This window comes from Janthinobacterium sp. SUN137, from assembly GCF_030587265.1.
GTDB lineage: Bacteria > Pseudomonadota > Gammaproteobacteria > Burkholderiales > Burkholderiaceae_D > Janthinobacterium > Janthinobacterium kumbetense.
The window spans coordinates 1,054,487-1,079,482 of the sequence record NZ_JAPWHZ010000001.1; the positions used below are offsets into that span (position 1 = coordinate 1,054,487).

The 24,996-nt window shown below is 56.8% G+C and carries 22 protein-coding genes; 7 read left to right on the forward strand and 15 right to left on the reverse strand.

Annotated elements, in window-relative coordinates:
- Positions 1 to 413: 413 nt before the first annotated feature.
- From O3298_RS04785 to O3298_RS04830, 10 genes are all read right to left on the reverse strand, one after another.
- Positions 414 to 1,004, reverse strand: a complete 591-nt coding sequence (locus O3298_RS04785; protein WP_305058971.1) for a sugar transferase — start codon at positions 1,002 to 1,004, stop codon at positions 414 to 416.
- Positions 1,001 to 2,158, reverse strand: coding sequence for a DegT/DnrJ/EryC1/StrS aminotransferase family protein (locus tag O3298_RS04790; RefSeq protein WP_289917086.1), 1,158 nt, complete (start codon positions 2,156 to 2,158; stop codon positions 1,001 to 1,003). The genes O3298_RS04785 and O3298_RS04790 overlap by 4 nt, the downstream gene beginning before the upstream one ends.
- A gap of 99 nt (positions 2,159 to 2,257) precedes the next feature.
- Positions 2,258 to 3,508, reverse strand: coding sequence for a glycosyltransferase family 4 protein (locus tag O3298_RS04795; protein ID WP_305058632.1), 1,251 nt, complete (start codon positions 3,506 to 3,508; stop codon positions 2,258 to 2,260).
- A gap of 341 nt (positions 3,509 to 3,849) precedes the next feature.
- The gene (locus tag O3298_RS04800) at positions 3,850 to 4,944 is read right to left on the reverse strand and encodes a glycosyltransferase (RefSeq protein WP_289917089.1); all 1,095 of its coding nucleotides are present in this window, start codon (positions 4,942 to 4,944) and stop codon (positions 3,850 to 3,852) included.
- Positions 4,941 to 6,269 carry a hypothetical protein gene (locus O3298_RS04805; RefSeq protein WP_289917092.1) on the reverse strand — a complete coding sequence of 443 codons (1,329 nt, stop codon included), beginning with the start codon at positions 6,267 to 6,269 and terminating at the stop codon, positions 4,941 to 4,943. Before O3298_RS04805 ends, O3298_RS04800 begins: the two co-directional genes overlap by 4 nt.
- Before the next feature lie 18 nt (positions 6,270 to 6,287).
- Complete coding sequence (locus O3298_RS04810) at positions 6,288 to 7,550, reverse strand: lipopolysaccharide biosynthesis protein (RefSeq protein ID WP_305058633.1); 1,263 nt, start codon at positions 7,548 to 7,550, stop codon at positions 6,288 to 6,290.
- 9 nt (positions 7,551 to 7,559) lie between these two features.
- A complete protein-coding gene (locus tag O3298_RS04815) occupies positions 7,560 to 8,636 on the reverse strand; it encodes a DegT/DnrJ/EryC1/StrS aminotransferase family protein (protein WP_305058634.1) in 1,077 nt (358 codons plus the stop codon).
- Positions 8,637 to 8,649: 13 nt separating this feature from the next.
- Positions 8,650 to 9,231 carry an acyltransferase gene (locus tag O3298_RS04820; RefSeq protein WP_305058635.1) on the reverse strand — a complete coding sequence of 194 codons (582 nt, stop codon included), beginning with the start codon at positions 9,229 to 9,231 and terminating at the stop codon, positions 8,650 to 8,652.
- 1 nt (position 9,232) lies between these two features.
- Positions 9,233 to 10,294 (reverse strand): Gfo/Idh/MocA family protein, encoded by a 1,062-nt coding sequence (locus O3298_RS04825; protein WP_289917098.1) that lies wholly within the window; start codon positions 10,292 to 10,294, stop codon positions 9,233 to 9,235.
- A 17-nt stretch (positions 10,295 to 10,311) separates the two neighbouring features.
- Positions 10,312 to 11,640: a nucleotide sugar dehydrogenase gene (locus O3298_RS04830; protein ID WP_305055892.1), complete on the reverse strand. Its 1,329-nt coding sequence runs from the start codon at positions 11,638 to 11,640 to the stop codon at positions 10,312 to 10,314.
- A gap of 600 nt (positions 11,641 to 12,240) precedes the next feature.
- Between O3298_RS04830 and O3298_RS04835 the strand changes: the two genes are divergently transcribed.
- Entirely contained in the window at positions 12,241 to 14,148 is a 1,908-nt protein-coding gene (locus O3298_RS04835) for a nucleoside-diphosphate sugar epimerase/dehydratase (protein ID WP_289917101.1), read from the forward strand.
- Between the two features lie 102 nt (positions 14,149 to 14,250).
- Positions 14,251 to 15,492 (forward strand): lipopolysaccharide biosynthesis protein, encoded by a 1,242-nt coding sequence (locus tag O3298_RS04840; RefSeq protein WP_289917103.1) that lies wholly within the window; start codon positions 14,251 to 14,253, stop codon positions 15,490 to 15,492.
- A 328-nt stretch (positions 15,493 to 15,820) separates the two neighbouring features.
- Here the strand turns inward: O3298_RS04840 and O3298_RS04845 are convergent, their stop codons facing one another.
- Entirely contained in the window at positions 15,821 to 17,371 is a 1,551-nt protein-coding gene (locus tag O3298_RS04845; RefSeq protein WP_305058636.1) for a DEAD/DEAH box helicase, read from the reverse strand.
- Between the two features lie 375 nt (positions 17,372 to 17,746).
- On the opposite strand from O3298_RS04845, the gene O3298_RS04850 reads away from it, so the two are divergent.
- Entirely contained in the window at positions 17,747 to 17,965 is a 219-nt protein-coding gene (locus O3298_RS04850) for an oxidoreductase-like domain-containing protein (RefSeq protein WP_305058637.1), read from the forward strand.
- A 12-nt stretch (positions 17,966 to 17,977) separates the two neighbouring features.
- On the opposite strand, the gene O3298_RS04855 is transcribed toward O3298_RS04850, so the two are convergent.
- Entirely contained in the window at positions 17,978 to 19,648 is a 1,671-nt protein-coding gene (locus O3298_RS04855) for a methyl-accepting chemotaxis protein (RefSeq protein ID WP_305058638.1), read from the reverse strand.
- A 549-nt stretch (positions 19,649 to 20,197) separates the two neighbouring features.
- On the opposite strand from O3298_RS04855, the gene O3298_RS04860 reads away from it, so the two are divergent.
- Together O3298_RS04860 and O3298_RS04865 are read left to right on the forward strand one after the other, a co-directional pair.
- A complete protein-coding gene (locus O3298_RS04860; protein WP_035828139.1) occupies positions 20,198 to 20,917 on the forward strand; it encodes a Crp/Fnr family transcriptional regulator in 720 nt (239 codons plus the stop codon).
- 175 nt (positions 20,918 to 21,092) lie between these two features.
- Positions 21,093 to 21,755 (forward strand): hypothetical protein, encoded by a 663-nt coding sequence (locus O3298_RS04865; protein ID WP_289917111.1) that lies wholly within the window; start codon positions 21,093 to 21,095, stop codon positions 21,753 to 21,755.
- Positions 21,756 to 21,851: 96 nt separating this feature from the next.
- On the opposite strand, the gene O3298_RS04870 is transcribed toward O3298_RS04865, so the two are convergent.
- Complete coding sequence (locus tag O3298_RS04870) at positions 21,852 to 22,244, reverse strand: GFA family protein (protein WP_305058639.1); 393 nt, start codon at positions 22,242 to 22,244, stop codon at positions 21,852 to 21,854.
- 120 nt (positions 22,245 to 22,364) lie between these two features.
- Here O3298_RS04870 and O3298_RS04875 point away from each other — a divergent pair, with 120 nt between their 5' ends.
- Positions 22,365 to 22,859 (forward strand): DUF4265 domain-containing protein, encoded by a 495-nt coding sequence (locus O3298_RS04875; RefSeq protein ID WP_305055885.1) that lies wholly within the window; start codon positions 22,365 to 22,367, stop codon positions 22,857 to 22,859.
- 7 nt (positions 22,860 to 22,866) lie between these two features.
- Here O3298_RS04875 and O3298_RS04880 read toward each other — a convergent pair whose 3' ends face one another.
- Both O3298_RS04880 and O3298_RS04885 read right to left on the reverse strand, forming a co-directional pair.
- Positions 22,867 to 23,382 carry a DUF2947 family protein gene (locus O3298_RS04880; RefSeq protein ID WP_305058640.1) on the reverse strand — a complete coding sequence of 172 codons (516 nt, stop codon included), beginning with the start codon at positions 23,380 to 23,382 and terminating at the stop codon, positions 22,867 to 22,869.
- A gap of 5 nt (positions 23,383 to 23,387) precedes the next feature.
- Positions 23,388 to 24,113, reverse strand: a complete 726-nt coding sequence (locus O3298_RS04885) for a pyridoxine 5'-phosphate synthase (RefSeq protein ID WP_305058641.1) — start codon at positions 24,111 to 24,113, stop codon at positions 23,388 to 23,390.
- A gap of 131 nt (positions 24,114 to 24,244) precedes the next feature.
- Here O3298_RS04885 and O3298_RS04890 point away from each other — a divergent pair, with 131 nt between their 5' ends.
- On the forward strand, positions 24,245 to 24,958 hold the full coding sequence (locus tag O3298_RS04890; RefSeq protein WP_289917121.1) for a YjjG family noncanonical pyrimidine nucleotidase: 714 nt from the start codon (positions 24,245 to 24,247) through the stop codon (positions 24,956 to 24,958).
- Positions 24,959 to 24,996 lie beyond the last annotated feature (38 nt).

Below are 24,996 nucleotides of genomic sequence, written 5' to 3' on the forward strand. Positions count from 1 at the left end.
ATAATGCCACTTCACAGTGGTTTTTTGCATCCGAGCCCAAGGCCGTCGATCTGTTTTTCATGCAGAGCGGCTTTATCCTGGTGCTCTCCACACAAAATGCCGCCTCGCACTGGACAATACTTTCCAGTTCTGGACTATCGGTTTCTAAGAATATAGCCCATCTATTTCGCGACCACGCTGCTCTTTTGCCTGATAGAAGTCATTGTACGAAAATATATGAAGGCAAGTCTGATTGCAAACTGGAATTACATGCATGGACGGCGGCACAAATCACGCCCTCGCGCATAAGCACTATACGGCCCTGCATATAGTCCTCATGCCAAGCGGCGCAGAAACGACATTCCCCTCACACGGAGGGGAATGGGAAGGGTCTTCAAGTAGAGAAAGACCCGCAGGTAGCCCGGAAAGGCACATCAGCGAATCAACTTGCCGATCGTCATGAAAATGATATGTATGTCCAAGGCTAAGGAGCGCTGGCGCACATACTCTTCATAAAAGCGCAGCTTGACTGGCATGACTTCCTCGATATAAGTGCGCTCCGGATCGGCCGACTCACCCAGCAGGCGATTTTCATCACGATAGGTGATCGAGGCTAGATCCGTGATTCCCGGTTTGACGGAAAGCACCAGTTCGCGCTGCGCATGCGTATACAGCGCCACGTACTTCGGCACTTCCGGCCGCGGCCCGACCAGGCTCATGTCGCCGATGAACACATTGAGCAGTTGCGGCAACTCGTCAAGTTTATAGTGACGCAGCCGGTGGCCGACACCAGTAATACGCGCGTCGCGTCCGATGGTGATCTGCCCCTGCGCTTCCGTGCCGACCGTCATCGTACGGAACTTAAAAATGCGAAACAGGACACCATACTGTCCTACCCGTTCTTGGCGGAAAAACACCGGCCCTGCGGAGTCCACCTTCACCCACACGGCAATCAGCACCAGCAACGGCGCCAGCAGCAGCAAGCCGCACAGCGCCGCGATGACATCGAAGATACGCTTGATCAGCACAGCAACTCGCGCAGCGTGCGGATCACGCGTTCCTGATCCTCGTCCGTCATGGCCGTATACAAAGGCAAACTGACCATCGCATGATAGGCCGCCTCCGCCTCGGGGAACTGTTCCGGCGCAAGATGATACGTATCACGCCAGTAAGGATGACGGTGCAGCGGAATGTAATGGACGCTGGTGCCGATACCGTGATCGGACAGCTTCTGGATCAGCTCATTGCGGCCAATCGGCGCCGCAGAGGTCAAGCGCACGACGTACAGGTGCCAGGCATGTTCGCCACCATCGGCAGCCTCTGCCGGCAGCAGCAACGGCAGATCCGCCAACCCCTCAAAATAGCGCCGCGCGAGTTGCTGGCGGCGGGCCGAAAACGCATTGATCTTGCGCAACTGGTGAATGCCCATCGCTGACGCGATATCGGTCAGATTGTATTTGTAACCAGGTGCGACCACTTCGTAGGCCCAGGCCGGCGTCTTCGAAACGAAACGATCAAAGGCATCGCGGCTGATACCGTGAATACGCATCATTTTGATGCGGGTGGCGATGTCGGCGTCACGCGTGACGACCATGCCGCCCTCACCTGTGGTCATCGTCTTGTTGGCATAGAAACTGAACACGGTAACGTCACTGTCCAGCGTGCCGATCAAGCGTCCTTTATAGCGCGTTGGGAATGCATGCGCAGCATCTTCAACGACACGCAATTTGTGCTCACGCGCCAACGTCAGGATGGCGTCCATATCGCAGGCCAAGCCGGCGTAATGAACCGGCATGATGACTTTCGTGCGTGGTGTAATGGCAGCACGAATCGCCTCCAGCGACAGGTTCAGCGTGACCGGGTCGGTATCGACAAAAACCGGATCGGCCCCCATGTAGCGCACCACTTCGGCCGTGGCGGTAAACGTCATGGTTGGAACAATCACTTCATCGCCAGGACCGACGCCGAGCGCCTCCAGGGCCAGGTGCAAACCTGCGGTGGCCGAATTGACAGCGATCGCCTCGACGCCATTGCCGATATAGGCGGCGAAATCCTGTTCGAACTGCTTGGTCTTCGGGCCTGTGGTCACCCAGCCGGAACGCAGGCACTCGACGACTTCCTGGATTTCTTCATCGCCGATTTCAGGTAGGGCGAATGGTAAAAATTTTTGCTCTGTCATATAGGTCTCAAAGTCTCTTGTTTTGCGACGCCGCAATACCTTCTTAAGGGGTGCAGCGATTGTGGTTGGAAATAATAACGAATAAGGATTGTAATGCCATTATTCACGCGCCTCGGCCGACTGGCCGAACGCATCGACGAAACGCCGTGCCAGCACCGGATAGGTATGGTTTCCCAATACGAATTGCCTACCCCGCTGCCCCATCGCGGTTCGTTCGTCCACGCTAAATTTCAGTAAAGCGTGGATGCCGCGCACGATCTCGCGCGGATCCTCAGGCGCCACGGTCAGGCCGCAACCAGCCTCGCCAACAGGATCATTTCCCGCTTCAACAGCATGCAAAATCGGCCGCGCGGCCATCATATAGTCCATCAATTTGTTCGGAGAAATACCGAAACGGTAAAGCGGCTGCCGATGCCAACCGATGTAAGCAATATCGAACCACTCCAGCAAGGCAGGAATCTGCTCCTTCTTGACCGGATCGACGAAAAACACATTACTCAAGTGTTCCGCCGCAGCCCTTTGCCTGAGCGCTTCCTTGTCAGGCCCACCACCAACGAGTACGAACACGACGCGGTCGTCATCGATACACGCGGCCGCATCCAACAAAACGTCCATCGCATTCGCCACGCCATGCGTGCCGGCATAACCGACGATGGACAGGCCACGCGCCTTGAAACCGGACAGTAGCTCATAAACGTCGGCCTGCAAACGGGGACTGTCGGCCTGCCATTCGTCCGGATCGATACCATTTGGCACGATATATAAGCGATCAGGCGGCATACCGCGCGACTCCATATACGTCCGCACTTTCGGCAGCATGGAAACGACGGTATCTGCATGGCGATAAGCATATCCCTCCGCCGCCGCCACCATCATGATGAAGGGGTGCCATTTCGACATTCCCCCCAGTTCCATCGGCGACAATGGCCAAAGATCATGAACTTCGAACACCAGCTTGGCCTTGGCGCGTTGTGCGATACGCCGCGCCGGCCAGATATCCATGGGATAGGTGCTCGACGCGATCACCACATCGGGCGTAAACGAGGCGTCTATGTCACGGCCCCGCAAAAACAGGTCAGCAACGAAACGCATAATGTTCCAGACACGCTTCAAACCGTTACCAGCATACTGCGGACCGGAAAACCATAGATATTCAATACCATCGATGGTTTCTAGTCGTGTCGTAGCGCCTTCCAGTGCAGGCTGTCTGGCGCGCACATGGGATTGCGCCGAGGCCACGATGCGCACGCGGTGGCCCGCCCGCACCCATTCACGCGCCATATAATAGGGCCGATATTCCATGCCGTAATGGGGACTTCCGGCATAGTGGTTGATCAATAATATATTCATAAAAACTACCTAAAAACTCTTCTTGATCAGGAAACAAGCTGGGTTAGCAGCGGAAAATGGCGCAGTATCGATTGATCCTCGGTAGAAAATCCCCTGTGTCCTGCGTGTCAGACATCATTGACAGATTTCGCTCTGGTTTACACCATAGCCAAATTCACCATCGCCGCTACGGGATGCAAGCACCTGCAAGGTTCTTATTCTTTGGGTATCAGCCATGTCATCTGCTCCTTCAATAAATTATTAAACCTACCTTGCCTGCCCACTGGAGTATCCCCGTCCGGGAAGGTTACGACAGGGACAGCCCCCCCGGCGTTTCCGCTTTACCTGCGCCGCTGAACTACTTAGCCCGCCAATGTTTGTACGTAAGCATCGCGCATCAATGTTACACAATGCTCCCAGGAAAATTGCTGGCATACTCTGGCGCGGCCCGCCACGCCAAGACGTGTACGCAAGGCACTGTCTTGCACCAACTGATATAAGGCATCAGCCAACGCTTGTGGATTTTCGTTTGGAATGATCAAGCCAGTTTCGTTTTCCGCAACAACTTCTGGCAGCCCGCCCATACGAGACACTACTACCGGCAACGCGCAACTCGACGCTTCCAATATGGCCACGCCGAAGCTCTCACTGTCGTTGCGACTGGCCGCCACATAGATATCCAGGCGGTTCAGCCAGTCCGGCACGGCCGCATGATCAACCTGACCCGTGAAAGTAACACTCGCACCAAGACCGAGTTGCTCGACCAACGCCTGCAGTGCTGCAGTCTCTGCACCACCACCGACCAGCAACAGTTCAAGACGCCCCAGCAGATCATCGGCCTTTTCGGCCTGCAAGCGTTGCCTCAGCAGAGCGTAGCCCTTGATCAGAATATCAATACCGTACTTCCTGGCCATTGTCTTGACGGTACCAATCACCAGGCGGGCATCATCCGTTTTCTGTACGGGAACGAAACGTGTGGTATCAATACCAAACGGCGTGATAAAAATCGGCGCCAACTGGGGGCATAAAGAGCGCGTCTGTTCCGCCATGACATGGCTCGTGGACGCAATACGGGTGGCCGCCAGTAAATTGCGCTTAATCAACCACATCTTGAAACGCGACTCATAGGGGAATTCGTAGACATCCGCGCCCCATACCGACAACAGCGAAGATCCACGCCAGACACCGGCCATCAGCGTACCGTAGCCACTAGCGTAATGACAATTGAGCAGGTCCGGCGCCAGATCGGCGAGCACCTTGCCCAGGGCGCGTCGATTCAAAAAATAGCCCTTCCCGCCGCGGTAAGGCAACATATGAACATGTACGCGATCAGAGTACTGAAGCGCATCAAAATCGTGTTGTGTAATCAAGTGCACTTCGATACCCTGCTCCACCATCGCATTGCACCAGCGGCTGATATGGATCGAATTGCCTGGACCAAGAATGGCTATTTTCATGTTTCGTTTTTGTTGTTGTCAGTTTTTTGCCAATTTGGCGTAGCCGCAGCGCCCCACTCCATCAACCGGCAAATCAGATAAATGAGGGGCAGCGTATAAATAATATAGCCGAGACCGATCACGATATTTCCACGAGCAATCATCAGCAATGCAGGCAGTCCAAGTCCAAGCAGGACTGCACTCATGGCCGGCGGCGCCCGCTGCAGCACCGATTCAAACACCGTCAGTAAAAACGCGAATAGCAACGGGTAAAGAAGGGCGCCGAACCAGCCAGCGTTAAGCAATGCATCACCCCAAATCAAAAAGTGAAGGGACCCGGGAATGCCTTGATGCGAACTATCGATCATTTCTTTTAGCCAAGGATTATCATTGAATAATCCATCGTTCAAGGCCGCAGTCCAGACTTGATAGGTTACGTCCAACGGCTTGAGGGAAATATCGGCCAGTTCGCGCGGCAACAGAATAAGCAAGGCTCGATGCAGGGTCGGCATTGGACCCGCACTCCAGCCTTCCAGGTACTTGTGCACGATGTAAAAGTAATACTTCATGATATTGTCTTCGCCGCCAAAAAGGCCGCCCCCGTCAACGGAGCTGCCAATCGCATCGAGCAGGCTGGAGAAATCCATGCTCAGCATGGCGCTCAGACCGATGCCACGCGCAGCGCGCGACAGTACATGCATCGACAGCGCCGCCACTGCGCCACCTAACAAAACGTACAGACGGCGAGAAAAACTGATGCGATCAGATAAAAACAACTCATAGTAGAAATAGCCACCAAGACAGAACAGCATGGCCCGCGAACCGGTTACCATGAAAACACCCAGGCAACACAGCACCAGAAAAACAAATCTGATGCGGCTTTTATAGAACACGGGTGCAAGGGAAAATGCCACTAGTCCTAGCAAATTGGATACGCCATCGAGCAGAGTCAGGCCTTCGCTACGCTGCTCCGACCAATTGAGCATCAAGAAATCGAGGCCATTACGGGCCTTGATCAACGCAATGATGACAAATATCCCCGTAACCAAAAAAAACAGCCGTTTCCAGTCCTGTTCGTCAAAAACCAGCTTACGATAAGAGCCGCTGCGCGGCAGAAGCCAGCCGCCCAGCAGGTATAGAAATATGCAGAACAGGACATTGCAAGCAAATAGAAACAGCATTCCTGCGTACAGCACCCGAGTACCATAGGCGGCCTCGATGGACGCCTCGTTGACCGAGAGCGTGTAATAAAACAATGCCATCAATAAAATCGAATAGTATCGGGATTTCGATATCGAATACAGAATACTGGGCAAGAGAACCAATGCCGACAGGAAAGAAATCATGGTAGAAGCGGATCCTGGTCAGGTATGCAAGGCCGACGGCAAGCCAATCAGGCGGCCGTAACTGCAGCTAAAAATATTCTTCAGGCAATACGCCATATAGCCAAAGCAGCACACCTCTCCAGCCACCCAACACAGCGCGATGTCGCGGGCACTGGTCGGACGCAAAACAAGAATGGCCAACACGATGAAAACCGAACGCACGATATTGGCATAGGCGACACTCTGATGACGCCCTTGTGCCATCAGCATCGGAGGCAAGATACGATTGTGCAGCCAAAAAAAACTGGCGCCGATGAAGCAAAGTGCCGAAGCACCCGCAGGGGCGAAACTGGCGCCAAAAACCAGAGAAATCATAGGTGGTAGCGCCAACCATCCGAGAGGAAGAGCCAGCATGCCCAACAGACTGCAACCGAGCGCCAGCTTTTCATATTCGGCCTGCGCAGCGGCGCCATTGCCCTTCTTCGACCAATGGTTGTATAACACCGGTGCGACCATATTCAAGGCAGTCACCATGGCATTCAAAAACAGTAGCGACATACCGAAATAGCCAGCCTCAATATGGCTGCCTGCGGCCCGGGCCAACATCCAGAAGGTCAGTGCAGGCACGATGGTAGTGGTAATGGCTGGAATAAAGGACCAAGCCCCCTCTTTCATCAGGATACGGCAGTCGGCCCCCAGCGCACCGCCCTCACGCAAGCCGAAACCTGCCGTTCGCCCCACTTCCGCGCTGGCGAACAAGGCAGCGCAGACGAAACTCCACATAAGCAATTGGGGCAAGATTGTGAAGTCGTTACCGATGCCAAGGAAAAATATCAACGGCAGGCAAATCAAGCCTGGGCTTGCTGTAATCAGATTAAACAGCAGCGGGCTGGAGTTGCTCAGAGCGACCGCGCGGAACAATCCATGCAGCACCATCGCCAGCGCGCAGGCAAACATCAGCCATACGTCGCGCAGACTTAATGCCGTCACTTGGGCCAAATATGCGCCGCCAAACGTTCCCACCAGCACCAGGAGCACAGCCAGAGCAAGGCCATAACGCGCGATCAGGCCGGCTGCGCGGAGCGGACTGATCCGCCCTGCGTTGATGTGAAAGGTCAGCGCCTGGGAAAAACCAAACAGGCCTAGCACGGAGATCAAGTCGATCCACGAACGGTAAGTACTGAAATAACCTTGCCCCTCGGGCCCAAAGCGACGTGAAATCACTACAGAGACAAGGAAAGTCGCAACCACACCGAAGCCTTGAATCAAGAGCGCGAGCCCCAGTTGCCGCTGTAACTTCATGCGCCCTCTTTATGCCAACGCAGAGATGATCTGTTCCTGCTCCTGTGCAGTCAAATCTGGCCCCATCGGCAGACTCATCACGCGCTGTGCAGCGCGCTCGGCATGCGGATAGGCCCCCTTGTCGCCGAAGCCGGCATAGGCTGGCTGCAAATGCATGGGCACTGGATAATGTACCGCCGTCGGAATTCCAGCTGCCTTCAAGCGTTCCTGAACAGCGTCGCGCAACTCGACCAACACGGTAAACTGGCCGTACACGCTGCTGCGATCGGCACGCTGGCTGACCGTTTCGACTTTATTTTTCAGCAATTCATTGTAGCGCTGACCAATTTCCAGCCGCTGCGCCACTTCCCATTCAAAACGCTCGAACTTGGCAAGCACCACCGCACATTGCAGCGTGTCCATACGGCCGCCAACACCAATACGCGTGTGCACATAGCGTTTCGACTGACCATGCACCCGAATTTCACGCATGGCTTGGGCAAGTTCATCGTCACTAGTAAAAATAGCGCCGCCGTCGCCGTAACAGCCCAAAGGCTTACTCGGGAAAAAGCTCGTGCAGCCTATCGTCGACAGGTTGCAGCTCTTGCGTCCCTTGTAGGTTGCGCCGAAGCTTTGCGCCGCGTCTTCGATGACCACCAGATCATGACGCGCCGCGATGGCATTGATCTCATCCATGTCAGCCGGTTGGCCATACAAGGAAACTGGCATGATGGCGCGCGTGCGTGGCGTGATTGCAGCTTCGATCAGAGCCGCGTTGATATTGCAAGTGTCAGGTTCGATATCGACAAATACAGGCTTGGCCCCCAACAGCACGATCACTTCAGCCGTGGCGATGAAAGAAAATGGTGTGGTGATGATTTCATCACCCGGTTTGACGCCAATGGCCATCAGCGCAATCAATAGCGCTTCGGTACCAGAAGCCACAGTGATACAGTGTTTCGCCCCTGTATATTCCTGCAACTTGCCTTCCAACTCCTTGACTTCCGGCCCCATAATATATTGGCCATGATCGAGAACTGCCTGGATGCGTGCGTTAACCTTGTCACGCAGGGCTACGTATTGCGCCTTGAGATCGATGAATTCCATATTGGCTTTTATGTTAGTTGTTGATTAAGGCGCAAATGCCATCTTGCAATGTATAACGCTCACCGGTGTGCTCGCAAACGGTTTCGCCGTCACCGGCGATAGGCAGCGCCAACCGTTCGCCGAAACGGCTCATCCAGCCGACCTGACGCGCCGGCACGCCCACCATCAGGGCGAAGTCCGGCACGTCACGATTGATTACGGCACCGGCGCCGACAAAAGCGTAGGCACCCACTGTACTGCCACAAACAATGGTGCAATTGGCGCCCAGCGTGGCGCCGCGCTTGACCAGCGTCTTGCGGTATTCATCCTTGCGGGTTACCGCCGAGCGCGGGTTGTAGACATTCGTAAATACCATGCTGGGGCCACAAAACACGTCGTCCTCGATGGTCACGGCATCGTACACGGAGACATTGTTCTGTATCTTGACGTTATTACCAATGACAACGTCATTGCCGACAAAAACGTTTTGCCCCAAAGAGCAGCCTGCGCCGATGCGTGCGCCACCGCAAACATGAACGAAATGCCAGACGCGGGTAGCGTCCCCAAGCGTCGCACCAGTGTCCACGATTGCACTGGAATGTACTGTGGCCGCCATCTTAATACTCCAAGGGCAGTGCGACACGCTTGCCATCACGCGCTGAAAGGTAGGTAGCGATCAGCACTTCCATCGATTTCAAGCCTTCACGGCCGTCCGTCTCAGGTTCGGCTTCGCCACGCAAGACCTTGATGACATTGTCGTAATACAACGGATGGCCAAAACCATACACCGACGTGGTTTGATAACTGGCTTCCTTGACCTTCTCGTCATCCGGGTGCGGCTCGGAAAACTCCCAATGCTGCACTTCGTTGACGGCAACGCCGCCGATACGTACTGTGCCTTTTTCGCCCAGGATGGTGATGCTGCCTTCCAGATTGCGGGGGTAGGTCAGCATGGTCACGTTCATCGAACCGAGCGCGCCATTACGCCAGCGCAAACTGATGACGCCGGTATCCTCGACCTCGATGTCACGCTCCAGCGTGGCGGTGTAGGCATGCAGACTCTCGACGGGGCCGATGACCCAGTCGATCAGGTCGACATAGTGGCTGGCCTGATTCATGAAGGCGCCACCGTCGTATTCCCAGGTACCACGCCATTTCGCGCTGTCATAGTATTCCTGGGGGCGGGTCCAAAAAACGTTCAGGTTCACCATGTAAATACGGCCAAAACGTTTTTCCTCGACGGCCTTCTTAAGCAACTGCAAGGTCGCATTGCGGCGATTTTGTTTCACAACAAACAACCGCACGTTGGCAGCATCACAGGCTTCGACCATGCGCTTGGCATCATCCCAGCGGGTTGCCATCGGCTTTTCGGTGATAACGCTGTAGCCAGCCTCGGCAATCTGGATCGCCTGCTCCGGATGCATGCCAGACGGTGTCGTCAGAATAAACGCGTCAGCCTGGCAATGCGCGAGCATCTCGGTCAGACTGGTATAAGGCGTGGCGCCCGTACTAGCGGCAGCTTCAGCCAGCGCTTGCGGACTAATGTCACACACGCCGACGAGTTCGCATCGGTCAGCATGCTGCTGGATCGCCCCGAAATGATTTTTGGCAATGCGTCCGCAGCCGACCAGGGCAAAGCGGATCTTGCGGTCAGTGACCGGAGGTGGAAAATGGCGCATTCAATAATCTTTCGGAATTAGGCTTTGACAACATTGGATGCCGGCGTCAGGTAGACACCACGCGTATCGACGATCAATTTCGCGTGCTCCTGAATCAAGGCATAATCAAAGGCACGGTGATCGGTGGCCAGCAGCACCACATCATAGGACGCGATTGTGGCGGCGGTCAGTGCAACACTGGACAAGTCAAAATGGTGTTCGCGCATCTTCGGGAAGACCGGCACGTGCGGATCCGAGTAAGCGATATCGGCGCCCTTGTCGCGCAGGATCTCCATCAATTCCACCGATGGCGACTCGCGCATATCGTCCACGTTCTTCTTGTAAGCAATACCCAGGACCAGCACCTTGCTGCCCTTGATCGAACGCGAGCGATCATTGAGGGCATCGGCCAGCTTGCTGATGACCCAATGCGGCATGTCGCTGTTAATCTCGCCCGCCAGTTCAATGAAGCGGGTATGCAGACCATATTGACGTGCTTTCCACGTCAGGTAGAACGGGTCGATCGGGATGCAGTGACCACCCAGGCCGGGGCCGGGATAATAGGCCGTAAAGCCGAAGGGTTTGGTGGCTGCGGCACGAATGACTTCATGAATGTCGATATCCATCTTGTCGGCAATGATTTTCATTTCATTGACCAAACCGATATTGACGGCACGGTGTATATTTTCCAGCAACTTAGTCAACTCGGCCGCGCGCGTCGAGCTGACCGGCACGACGGTATCGATGGCTGGGCTGTAAAGTGCAATGCCAGCCTGCTGGCAGGCTTCGGTAGTGCCGCCGCAAATTTTCGGAATAGTACGGGTTTCAAAATGTTGGTTGCCCGGATCTTCGCGCTCGGGCGAGAACACCAGAAATACATCTTCGCCGACCGTGAAACCGCCAGCCTCGATACGCGGCTTGAGCTCTTCATCGGTGGTTCCAGGGTAGGTGGTGCTTTCCAGTGAAACGATCTGACCTGCACGCATATGCGGCACCAGCGCTTCTGTTGTATTCAGGACATAGCTCAGGTCTGGCTCACGGTAATCGTTCAGCGGAGTGGGCACGCAGATAATCAACGCATCAGCCTCGGTGGCGCGCGAAAAATCAGTGGTAGCCTCGAAACCCTTGGCACGCGCCTCACTGATGGATTCGGCGGAGATATGCTCGATGTAACTGATCCCTTGATTCAGCTTATCGACCTTGACCATATCGATATCGATACCCAGCACTTTGAAACCGACATCGGCATAACGCAGCATCAAAGGCAGACCAACATAGCCCAAACCCACAATGCCGATAACCGCATTGCCATTTTCGAATTTCGAAATAAGTTGATTTAGAAACTTCTTGTTTTTGCTATCGTTCATTTTTAGGTTTAAATTCTTAGATAATTACAACAATTACACCACCCGAAAAAACGAAACGGACACGTGCCGCACGTTAGGACATCAAGAAAGAAAGATGATATAAAGAAAGAGGAGAGCCAGATTGTAAAAGGGTGATCCAGTATAACGACTCCGAGCCTATCTGGATAGACCTCGAGGCGGAAAAGGGCGGCAACACAGGCGCGCGCCATGGACTAATGTGACGCTTTTACTACTGTAAGCAGGAAAATTCAGGCTCCATTTGGTCACATAAAGTTACACTTTTTTATGGTAACACAAGCATTTCTGCATCCGCGCACGCCTGATGATCATTGCAGAACCGCCCCCGGCACGCTATCATCACAGCTCGAAAATATCTGCCGCGCGCAGCTCCCCCTACAGATGTATCAGGCCTATAGATTCACGGCACCACCAAGATCGAGGCCACAGAGCAGTTGCACCATCGCCATGCGCGCACGGACTCGATACCCCAATCCGCCAGTCGGCAAATGAGTCTCCATTCATTATATATATGAAAGCACATGAAATTGTTCGGGTCGATTACCTGCAAATTGACTACCCGGCGACTCATCAGTGAGTAAAATGAAAATATTTCTTGATTTATCCAGATTCCAAAAACAAATTATCGCCATAACGGCAGATTTTTTCTTGTTACCTTTAACTTTTTGTTTGGCAATTATCCTCAGGTATGACGTCATCAATACTGACGTTTACCGCAGTTACTTATGGCTCATAATTGCAGCCCCCCTGGTTTCAATCCCTATTTTCATCCGTCTCGGCTTGTATCGGGCCGTGATACGTTTCATTGACCAAAAGATCGTCTACGTCGTCATTCTTGGCGTCACCTTGTCGGTTGCCAGCCTGGTGGCGCTGGCCGCGTTCGTCACTCACATGGCGGGACTTTCGCGCGGCGTCTTCGGTATTTACTGGATTAGCGCAATTACTTACGTCGTGGCCAGTCGCTTTCTGACCCGCGGCTTTCTATTGCACGTAAAAGGCCCTAAACAGGCCGTACGCGTAGCCATTTATGGCGCCGGCAAGGCCGGATCCCAACTGGCAAGTGTTCTGCGTGGCGGCCGTGAGTACCTTCCGGTTGCCATTATCGACGACAAAACCGAACTGCAAGGCGCCTCGATTGCCGGCATCCGGGTTTATCCGCCCTCGAGTCTGCCCAAATTGATCGGAAAACTGAACATCAGCGAAGTCCTGCTGGCCATGCCATCGATACCGAAGAGCCAGCAGAAACACATTCTCGACAAAATCGAACCCCTCAAGGTCAAGATCAAGGTGACACCACCTGTTGCCAGCCTCGTCAACGGTGAGCTTCGCCTGCAGGACGTACGCGACATTGAGATAGAGGACTTGCTGGGACGTGATCAGGTGGCTCCGGACACAGATCTGGTCGCCACTTGCATCACCGGAAAATCGGTATTGGTGACTGGTGCGGGCGGATCGATCGGTTCCGAACTGTGCCGTCAGATCATCCGCCTGCGCCCCTCCAGACTCATACTTCTGGAAATGTCCGAATTCGCACTGTACTCAATCAAGCAGGAATTGAAGGGACTCAAGCACGCGCAAGGGCTGGAACTCGAGTTGGTGCCCTTTCTTGGCTCCGTACTGGATACGGAAAAGTGCGCGATGATCTTGCGCACTTTCCAGGTCGAAACCGTATATCACGCGGCAGCCTATAAACATGTGCCATTGGTCGAGCACAATCCGATTGAAGGCGTGCGCAACAATGTCTTTGGCACCTTAAGTATCGCACGCGCGGCAATGGACGCAGGCGTCAAATGCTTCGTCCTGATTTCAACAGACAAGGCCGTACGTCCGACGAATGTGATGGGCTCGACAAAACGCCTGGCGGAACTGATTTTGCAGGCATTTGCACAGGAACGCGGCAAGACGCGTTTTTGCATGGTGCGCTTTGGCAACGTACTAGGATCATCCGGCTCGGTTGTGCCGCTCTTCCGCAAACAGATCATGGCAGGTGGCCCCATTACCCTGACGCATCCCGAGATCACACGCTATTTCATGACCATTCCTGAAGCGGCGCAATTAGTGCTGCAAGCTGGCGCCATGGGAGAAGGCGGTGACGTCTTCGTGCTTGACATGGGTGAACCCGTCAAGATCGTGGATCTGGCCGAACGCATGGTGCATCTGAGCGGGCTGGAAGTAAAGAGCAAGTCGGCCCCGGACGGCATCGAAATCGTCCATGTCGGCCTGCGGCCCGGTGAGAAGCTATACGAAGAACTACTCATCGGCGACAATGTCGAAGGCACCGAGCACCCGCTGATCATGCGCGCTCAGGAATCTGAAATTCCGCACGCCGAATTACAGCTACTGCTGCGCGAACTCGACGATGCCTGTACGCGTTTCGCCTATGAAGATGTGCGCATGGCACTACTGAAGGCGGTGAAGGAATATTCGCCACAATGCGGTATTGAAGATTTGATCTGGTCCGAAAAAAACAAAACGCAGGCGTCGCACTGATTGGAACGCAGCCCGGGAGAAATACCACGCCGGCTGCCTGGCAAAAGGCCTGATTGGCTCCTTCGGGCATATTATTCATCCACACACAATTTGAGAAACCATATGGAAACGCAGGAAAAGTTCACTCAACGCACTACCAAACAGGATGGCTCGCTGATTTCACCAACAGAGCTTCTGAGTACGCTGTGGCACGCGCGTCGCATGATTATTGGCATGACCGTGGCCTGCATCGCACTGGGTGTGAGCAGCACAGTGTATTGGGCCAAGTACAAGAGTGAAGGGTTCCTGCAATTTGGCGGCCCCATCCCCTTGCAGCCAGAAAAAACGGCAAAGACAAAAGACGTCAAGGAAGCCGCCTTCGGCATTCAGCTCAGCGACTACAAGCGCTATTCGGCAGCATTTGGCAGTAGCGGCCGTTTCGATGACTTTGTACATGCCGCCAAACTCGACAATACTCCAGGCATCGCTAGTCTGCGCAAGAACATCACCAGCGAAAAAAACTTAAATGCCATCATCGAGCCCATTTTCCCGTTTACCAAACTCGATGCCAAGGATTTGATGGAGCAGCCGAAGGAAAACAGCAATAATGTGATCGGTTTGCGCATCAACTACGATGCCAGCACCCCTGAAGAGGCGCAACGTATCGTCGCCCTGCTAGGCCGTTATACCATGGACACGATTGTTTACCTGATTTATACGGACTCGCTACGCTTCAAGCATCTGGAAATTACAGCAAAAATCACCAAACTTGACAATGACATCATTGGCAGCAAGCAGAAACTGGCGGAATACGGCAGGCGCATCAAGGACCTCAAACAAATCGTCGCGCGCTACCCCAAGGCCGACGTGCAAAACACATCGCAAGTCGTCACCGTGACGGATGAAAACTCGCGCTACCTGTCGCCAGTGACGCAACTGATGAGTGCCGAGGTCGAAGCCAGTGCGGCAGAAGAAGCCATTTATCAGGCTAAACGGGAACAGCAACAATATCTTTTGTTGCGTGATTACTACGATAGTGCAAAAGCAACACTCGATGCCAACAAATCAGGCGAAGCAGTGCTACGTGCACTGGAAGGCAGCAAGGAGCGCGCCTTCAAATCCAAAGATTTGAATGACGAACTGGTCAAGGAGGTGTACAACAAAATCACCGTCGAGAATCAGAACTCGCTCAATCTGTATCTGGAAAAAAGCCGCTTCATCGCCGGCCCGAGTTTGCCCGAAAACCGTACGACCCGATTGTCAACATCCCTAGTAATAAGTGCCTTGCTCGGTCTCTTCCTCGGCTGCCTGATTGCACTGGGGCGGCAATGGTGGATAGCGAACCGCGAGCAGTTAGCTGACTAAGAATGTGATGCCGGCAGCATGGTATTCATCTGTCGCAAGATTACCCAGTCCGGCCTGCCGGACTGGCAAACAGGCCCCCCTCTAGCGCCGCTTGATTAAAAGCCGGTGCCCCCCCCTATTTTTCCCGCCGTTCAGCACCATTCAGTGCGTGCCAAAATGCAAAACGCGCCATCGCATTGGCATGAAAATGCCTGATGCGATGGCGCGCTAGTCGATACCATTACAAGGAAAATCATGACGTCGCCACGTCTTCAACATATCGTGGCGTCGGAACGTTTTTTGGCAACTGCATGGCACGCCAGCAAACGCTGCTTGCTGGCAGTTCTTATTATTGCTTCAACAACCCACCCAGCAACGCGGCCACCTTCTGCTTCGGCTTGGCCGCGGCAGGCGCCATGCTGGCGGCAGCCGGGGCTGCTGCCTTGGCGGGCTCATATGGCTTCAGGAACCAGGGATCGGCCTTTTCGCGGCGGGCGCCGGGGCCAAAGGCGGGACGCGCACCGCGCTCGGCGGAGCGGCTGTCGCGACTCTCGCCCGCATGGCGGCTCTCGGGTGCGCGCGCAGGACGCGCCTCGCCGCCTTCGCTGCGGCGCGGCGGACGGCGCTCGCTGTCGCTGCTGCGGGCAGGAGCCGGATTGAAGCCCGTCAATTCACCGCGCTTGATGCTTTGCTTGATGAGTTTCTCGATATCGGCCAGCAAGCGCTCGTCTTTATCCGAGTAGATCGAAATGGCGTCGCCCGAGGCGCCGGCGCGGCCCGTGCGGCCAATACGGTGCACATAGTCTTCCGCGTTGTACGGCAAGTCGAAGTTGATGACGCAAGGCAAGTCGGAAATATCCAGGCCGCGCGCCGCCACGTCGGTGGCCACCAGCACGTCGATCTCGCCCTTCTTGAACGCTTCCAGCGCCGCCATGCGTTCCTGCTGGCTCTTGTCGCCATGAATCGCCGTGGCGCTCATGCCTTCCTGTTCCAGCACGCGGGCCAGGCGCGAGGCGCCGATCTTGGTATTCGAGAATACGATGACCTGCTTCAGGTCGCGCTGGCGCAGCAGATGGGCGACCAGGGCATGCTTCTGGTCTTCCGTCACCTTGTACACCACTTGCGTGACCTTGTCGGCCGTCTGGTTGCTGCGCGCCACTTCGATCGTCAGCGGATCGTTGAGGAACGTGGCAGCCAGCTTCTTGATTTCTGGCGAGAACGTGGCCGAGAACATCAGGTTCTGGCGCTGTTTCGGCAGCAAGTTGATGATGCGTTGCAAGTCCGGCAAGAAGCCCATGTCCAGCATGCGGTCGGCTTCATCCATGACCAGCATCTGCACCTGACTCAGGCTGATGTTCTTTTGCTCGATATGGTCGAGCAAGCGGCCCGGCGTGGCGATGACGATTTCCACGCCACCGCGCAGGATGACGGTTTGCGGCTTCATGTCCATGCCGCCGAAGACGACGGTCGAACGCAGCGGCGTATGCTTGGCGTAGGCCTTGACGTTTTCGGCCACCTGCACCGCCAGTTCACGCGTTGGCGTGAGGATCAGCGCGCGCACCGGGTGACGCGCCGGCGACATGCTGCTGCTGGCATGCGCCATCAGCAACTGGATGATCGGCAAAGAGAAACCCGCTGTCTTGCCGGTGCCCGTCTGCGCGGCACCCATCACATCGCGGCCTTGCAGCACAACGGGGATCGCTTGTTCCTGGATCGGTGTCGGATGGGTGTAACCCTGGTCGGTCAGTGCGCGCTGGATTTCAGGCGCGAGGCCAAAGTCGGCAAAAGTCAGGCTGGGAGCAGCGGATGCGGCAGGTGCTGGTGCAGGCGTAGCGGCGGCGGGCGCCGCTTCAGGGGCAATCGCCGGGCTGGGCGTAGGAGTCGATTCGGTTTCAGACATAAATTTTCTGGTGTGCCTCCGCACTGCGGAAGCCATGCTTTCTCAATAAACAACATTTCGGGGCACAGGCAGCTCCGTCTTGCAAGCCATGGATCATTGTTCTTGCGGCACCTCCGTGCTCCGGGACATGCTGTAGGGCGTATGCGGGAGCGTCGAAGAGATGTGCTGCGATGGCGGCGGAGATCGCGCCGGCGGAACATCGCGCGCAGAAGATACAATATCAGTGCTGTAAACGATACCCTAATTCACCGCAACTGTACACGGAAACCGTGATTTTTGAGCAAAAAGCGTTCCAGCAAAGGCCCGCCGGGATGCCGTATGATGGCAACTTCAATGCCAGCTCCGATGCCTCTTCCGCCGCCCCCTGCCCTCACCATGCCCACCCCGCCTCTGCCCCACGATCCGCCACCGCAAGCGCCCAGCAAACCGGGCAATGACGAGTGCTGCCACAGCGGCTGCACCTTTTGCATTCTGGAAATGTACCAGGAAGACCTGGCCGCCTACGAAGAGGCCCTGAGGGCATGGCAACAGCGCCAGCAAGCCGCGGCCGCCCCCGCCACCCAGGGCGTCAAGAAAGCGCGCAAGCGCGCTTAATTTATTACTTAATTAAAAGCTTTCCCACTCATCCACTGGCGCGGCACGTCGCGCCGTGCTGGCCAGTTGACGCGGCGCCGCTGCCGGCGCCTTGACGGCGGCGGGCGCGCGCGGCCCGGTTGCAAAGGTGCTGGCCGCGTCGAGCTTGAAGATGCTGACCACGGCGCTCAGGCTGGCGGCCTGCTCCTGCATCGATTCGGCCGCTGCCGCCGCCTCTTCCACCAGGGCCGCATTTTGCTGCGTCACCTGGTCCATCTGGGCGATGGCCTGGTTCACCTGCTCGATACCGGCGCTCTGTTCGCTGCTGGCGGCAGTGATCTCGCTCATGATGTCCGTCACGCGGGTGATGCTGGCAACGATGTCATCCATCGTGCGGCCCGCCTGGTCCACCAGTTTCGATCCCGCCTCGACTTTCTCGACCGAATCGCCGATCAGGACCTTGATATCCTTGGCCGCGGCGGCCGAGCGTTGCGCGAGGTTGCGCACTTCCGTGGCGACGACGGCAAAGCCGCGCCCCTGTTCGCCCGCGCGCGCCGCCTCGACGGCCGCATTCAGGGCCAGGATATTGGTTTGGAAAGCAATGCCGTCGATGACGGCGATGATGTCGACGATCTTGCGCGATGAAGCATTGATCGACGCCATCGTGCCCACCACTTCGCCGACCACCTTGCCGCCCTCGATGGCGATGCTCGACGAGGTCAGCGCCATGGTGTTGGCCTGGCGCGCATTGTCCGCATTCTGCTTCACGGTCGACGTCAGCTCTTCCATCGACGAGGCTGTTTCTTCCAGCGAACTGGCCTGCTCTTCCGTACGCGACGACAAATCCTGGTTGCCGGCGGCAATCTGGCTCGACGCCGTGGCGATGGTATCCGTGCCGCTGCGTACCTGGCCCACCAGCGTCTGCAGGCTGGCATTCATGTCTTTCAGGGCCTGCATCAATTGCCCCGTTTCGTCTTGCGATTGCACAACAATATGCGCAGTCAAATCGCCGGCCGCCACCTGGCGCGCCACGTCTACGGCCGCGATCAAAGGACGCGCCACGCTGCGCGCCACCCACAGCGCCAGCAGCATGCCGATGACGACGATGCCCACCAGCAAGCCAATCAGGCTGGCGCGCGAGGCCGCATAGGTTGCGTCGGCGCTGGCGCTCGAGCGCACGCCGCCATCCGTATTGATCGACACCAGTTTATCGAGGACCGTCATCATGTCCGTCATGACCTGGGCCGACGGCCCCACAGCCAGGGCGCGCGCCTCTTCCTTTTTCATCTCGCGCGACAGGCTCAGCATGGTTGCGTGCAGGCGCATGAATTCATCGTTGAGCGCCAGGAAGCGCTCGAACACTTCCTTCTCGCCCGGTTCCGAGATCAGGCTGCGGTACTTGTCGCCGTCCACCTTCAGCTTGGCCTGGGTTTCCGTCATGCGCGTTTCATTCTGCGCCATGTCGGCATCCTGTGCGGCCAGCATGTGCGCCAGTTCCCAGCGGCGGAAATCGCTGACGTCGCTGCGCATGGACATGGCCGCCAGCACGCTGGGCATCCAATTATCAGACAGATCCGTCGACGCGGTATTGATGCGCGCCATGGAAAAGATCGCCGACACGCCCAGCGCGGCCGTCAACAGCAGCACGGCGCCAAACGACAAGATCAGCTTGGTGGCAATTTTCAAATCAAAAAACCATTTCATGCGTTGCTTTCCTTCATAAACGGGTAAACGGGACAAGACCGCGGGACAAGGCAGCCGCGCGCTGGCAAAGGCACGGCGCGCGCAGTGAGGGCAGGCTGCGGGAAAGGGAGCAGTGGTGGAGAGCAAGTGCAGCACTCATACCGGCACAAACCAAATTTCCGCAGTGCAACATTTTATCACCGTCGCACCAGACGCAGAGTGGTTTGATCGCGGCATGCGGCCAAAGTTCGCGGATAGCGCGGCGTATTTTTGCCCAAATGCTGCTGTTTCCACAGGGAAAAATGCAGGAACAGGCGTAGGAGTCGGATGACACGAGGCAATGTTCCTAGCCTACATAAGCGCGTCGGCTCATCCGATGCCCGTGCGCAGCCCCCGGTTCTATAGTGGATACAAGATTCAGCACAACGCTAGCAAGCCAGAAAAGCAGCGCCATCCAACAAAATCAGAAGACGAGGCCCTACCATGTACAAAGCTTATAGCAACCTGACACCAGCAACGAATACCCATGCAACCGTCCAGCACAACTGGCAAGCCGCTCCCGCCACGCCCATGATCAGCATCACGGGCGCGCAACAGAACGAATTGCTGCGCGCCTTGTCGCGCGCCGATCTGGAGCGCCTGTTTTGCCAACTGGAATTGGTCGCTTTGCCTGCCGGCAAGCACCTGTTCGACTGTGGCGGCAAGATTGAATACACGTACTTCCCCACCAACGCCATCGTTTCCCTGCTGTATGTGATGGAAGACGGCGCCACCACCGAGATCGCCGTCATCGGCCGCGAAGGCGTGGCCGGCGTGGTGCTGTACGAAGCCGAACGCGCCACCTGCACGGCCATCGTGCAAACGGCCGGCTACGGTTACCGCCTGAAAACGGCCTTCCTGCGCGAAGTGTTCAATGAAGGCGGCGCGCTGGCGCAATTGCTGATGCGCTATACCAGCGCCATGTTTGCGCAAATGGCACAGAACGTGGTGGGCGGCCGTCATTGCAGCATCGAGCAAAAGCTGTGCCGCTGGCTGCTCGACCGCCTCGACCGTTCGCTGTCGAACGAGCTGAAGGTGACGCAAGACACCATGGCCAACATGCTGGGCGTGCGCCGCGAAAGCGTCACCGTCACGGCCCGCAAGCTGCAGGACGAAGGCTTGATCCAGTACCGCCGCGGCACGGTCGAAGTGCTCGACCGCGAGGGACTGGAAGCGGCCGCCGGCAATTGCTACAAGGCAGCCCGCGCCGGTTTCGAACAATTCCGCAGCGGCATCAGCGCACACAACTAGGCTGAGGAAGTAAACAAATGCAGGGGGTTGCGGCAGGAAAGCAACACCTCGCACCGCAAGACTTGCCTTACAGCATTCCAGACTCTATCATCCTTGAAAAATTACCAATTAGAAACTTTAGTTTCAAATTGGAACATTTATCGCTTGGTTTGACTAACAACTGGAGTCCGTAAGCATGAAACAGCAACACTTGATCGCCGCCCTGCTAGCCGGCATGTTCTGCGCAAGCCAAGCCCAGGCAGAAATGGCCATCGCGGCCGACCTGGGCACGACTGGCGTCGGCGCGCACCTGAGCGTGCCACTGCAATCGAATCTGAATGCCCGTTTTGGCGTCGGCTTCCTGAACTACTCCTACGACTCCAGCACCGATGATGTCGACTACAAGCTGAAACTCAAGCTGCGCACCGTCGACGCCCTGCTCGACTACTTCCCCATGGACGGCGTCTTCCGCGTCAGCGCCGGCGTCGTGTACAACGGCAATAAAATCGATGCCAAAGGCAAGCCGAACAAAAACGGCAGCTACACACTGAACGGCAACACCTATACGGCAGCCAGCGCAGGCCAGCTGGACGGCACCATCGATTTCCGCAAGGTCGCGCCCTACATCGGCATCGGCTGGGGTAATCCGGTAAAGGAAGCGGGCTGGGGCATTTCCAGCGACATCGGTGTCTTGTTCCAGGGTTCGCCGAAAACCTCGCTGCGCAATACCGGCTGCGACCCATTGGTATGCGCCGCCCTGAAAACGGACGTTGCTGCTGAAAACGAAAAACTGGCCGACAAGGTCAAGGATTTCAAGGCTTACCCAGTGCTACGCATCAGCGCCAGCTACCGCTTCTAAGCACGCCGCCAGACACGAAGCCGTCAGGCAAAATACAAGGCACGCTACGGCGTGCCTTTTTCATGTCCTGGGCACCGGACAAGTGCCGCAGGCCAGCTAATCAGCCGCAACAGTGGCAGCCGGCCACCAGAGCGGCCTGACATCGTCAAACGCGTGATAGTCGGGCGCAAAGGCCGCCCGGGCAGGATCATCAAAACTGCCCACCAGCAAGGCCACCGTCGGCGCATCGTCGATGGCGCCGATGGAACTGCCGCACGCGGCGCAAAACGCCCGGCTGGAATACTCGGAAGAACGGTATGTTGCCGGTGCACCGGCCGAACCCGTCCAGCGCACTTGATCGCGCGCAAACTCCACCCACGCCACCGTCGGCGCGCCCGTATGCTGCTGGCAATTGCGGCAGGAACAGCTGTGCGGATTGCTGCCCTCGCCTGTCACTTCAAAGCGTACCGCGCCACATAAACAGCCGCCTGTTTGCACCACATTCTCCATCGCGTCTCCTCGTTTGCACCGCTGCGTGCCCTGCCTGCAGATACGTACCCGGTACAATATTGCCATAAACCCACCCTGGCGCAGCCCAAAGTGCGTGCCGCCGGCACTATGAAAGAATAAATGGAAGACATCAATTGCGAAGGCTTGCCGCACATCCGCGTACTGGCAGGCGAAAACACCAGCGGTCCCGTGTATGAAACCCTGCCGGCGCGCCAGATCGACGAGCACGTCTACGAACTGCTGGCCTCGCCCGGCCTGACCCTGAACCTGGCACGCGGCGACATCGTCAACATCGCCGACCCGCTCGCCCCCGCCGAAGTACTGAAGCGCGGCGGCAACTTCTGCATCCATATCTACGACGCCGACGACGTGTCGCAAGAGGCAGTGGACCAGCTCGAACGCGACGTGCAAAGCCAGCTGGGCGGCACTCTGGATGGCCAGTACAAGGGCAACCTCACCTTCAGCGTGCCGGGACACCACGGCATCTACAACGTCAACGGTCCCTTTGACGCCTTCCGCGAAGCGACGGGCGTGGAATGGTACTTTGCCAATATCTACGTCAACCTCGATGACGACGATGATGAAACCTTGCTCAACTGGTGGGTGGATAGCTAATCGCCACTCAAGAATCGGACTGCGGCCCGTCCTCGCCACCCGCCAGCGCCCCATGCGGCCGGCACCAGACGAACTTGCCTGTCACTGGCTGGTACAGCAAGGGGCTTTCATCGGAAATGGCCAGCAAGCAAGGCCAGCATGCGGCAAGCGCGGCGGGTGTCAGCGCATAGGCGCGCTCCCGGCTGGCCATGAACAGGACGGGTGCCGCCCCGGCAGCGTGAAAGTGGGAAGCGAGAAAGGCGGCCACGCGTCCCGATTGCGCCGGGTGCTCGCTGGAAACGGCGTCAAACTCGGCCAGCCAGTCCGGCCCCGATACCGTTGGCTGCAGGCGGTGTCCATCGCGCAACTGCATCGGGTGCGTTTCATCGGGCTGGGCCGACACATGGCGCGTCCATAACTGCGCCGCGGCATGGGGCATCAACGCTTGCACTTGCGCCCGCATCTGTGCCGATACGGAAAAATCGGCATCGAAGAACGGCCAGTCCGCTTCAGGCTGCAGCGGCCGGCCAGCATCGTCCTCCAAGACTCCTAGGATTGACATATCTCAAGGTAGCGGCCCAGCACCTTGTCCATGCCCTGCTCGATGCACTCGACCACCAGCGCGTGGCCGATCGACACTTCCAGGATGCCGGGAATGTCCAGGAAACGCGCCAGGTTGTGCAAATCCAGGTCATGCCCGGCATTCACGCCCAGACCCAGCGCCTGCGCCCGCCGCGCCGCCTGCAGATAGGTATCGAATACGGCATCGCCATGCTCGCTGCCATGGCTTTCGGCAAACCGCTCCGTGTACAGCTCGACCCGCGCCGCGCCCACTTCGCGCGCCCATTCCAGCGCCGGGTAGTCGGCATCAACAAACAGGCTGACGCGGATGCCCAGGTCATTCAATTCCGCAATGACGGGACGCAATAGTATTGCGGACTGTTCGATGTCCCAGCCGTGATCGGACGTCAATTGCCCCGGCATGTCCGGCACCAGGGTGCACTGCGCCGGGCGCGCACTTTTCACGATTTGCAGAAATTCCGCCGTCGGATACCCCTCCACATTCAGCTCGCGCCCCCGCTCCGCGCACAGGCGCTGCAACGGGGCAACATCGTCGTAGCGGGCATGGCGCTGGTCAGGGCGCGGGTGCAAGGTGATGCCGGCGGCGCCCAGGTCGAGAAAGCGCGCGGAGAATGCGAGCAGGTCCGGGAAGTTGCGGCCGCGCGAATTGCGCAGCAAGGCGATTTTATTGACGTTGACGGAGAGCTGGGTCATGTGGGGGAATGGAATGAGGGTAACAAGTGTGGCAGCGATTGTAGCGGATCGCTCGCGCAGGGCACGACTAACCGAACTCAGCGCTACGTGCTACGATGCAAGATAGATTTCCACGCTTTCAACAACACGCCATGAAATACAAATTATTCCTGTTTGACCTGGACGATACCCTGCTCGACTTCCGTGCGTCCGAAAAACGCTCGTTCCTGCACACCATGCACGAACTGGGCTTGCGCGACGGCATCGACGGCTTGTTTTCCCAATACCAGGCGATCAACGTCGACCTGTGGAAACGTTTCGAAACGGGTGACGTGAGCAAGGATTTCCTGAAGGTGGAGCGCTTCCGCAAGACGTTTGCACTGAACGGCATCGCCATCGCCCCGGAACTGGCCAGCCGGCTGTATCTGGATTCCCTGCCGGACACGGTCGTGCTCATCGATGGTGCCAAACAAGTGTGCGAAACCTTGTCGCGCATAGGCGAAGTGGGCATCATCACCAACGGCGTCGAGTCCATCCAGAACCGCCGCATCGCCGCCTCCGGCCTGGGCGACTACATTTCCTTCGTCGCCACCTCCGAAGCGTGCGGCCACGCCAAGCCGGATGTGCGTTTCTTCGAATACGCGGCCAACATGGCGCGCGCATGCAGCAAGGATACGACCATCATCATCGGCGACCGGCTGGACGCCGACATCCTGGGCGCCAACCGTTACGGCATCGACAGTTGCTGGTTCAACCCGGACAGCATGGCCAATACCTCGGCCGCCATCCCTACCTATGAAGTGGCCAGCCTGCAAGACATCGTGCCAGCGCTGGACGTGATGCAGATCAACTTGAAACAGGCTTGATCTTCAACAAAGGCTGCACCTGAAATACGTCGGCAGCG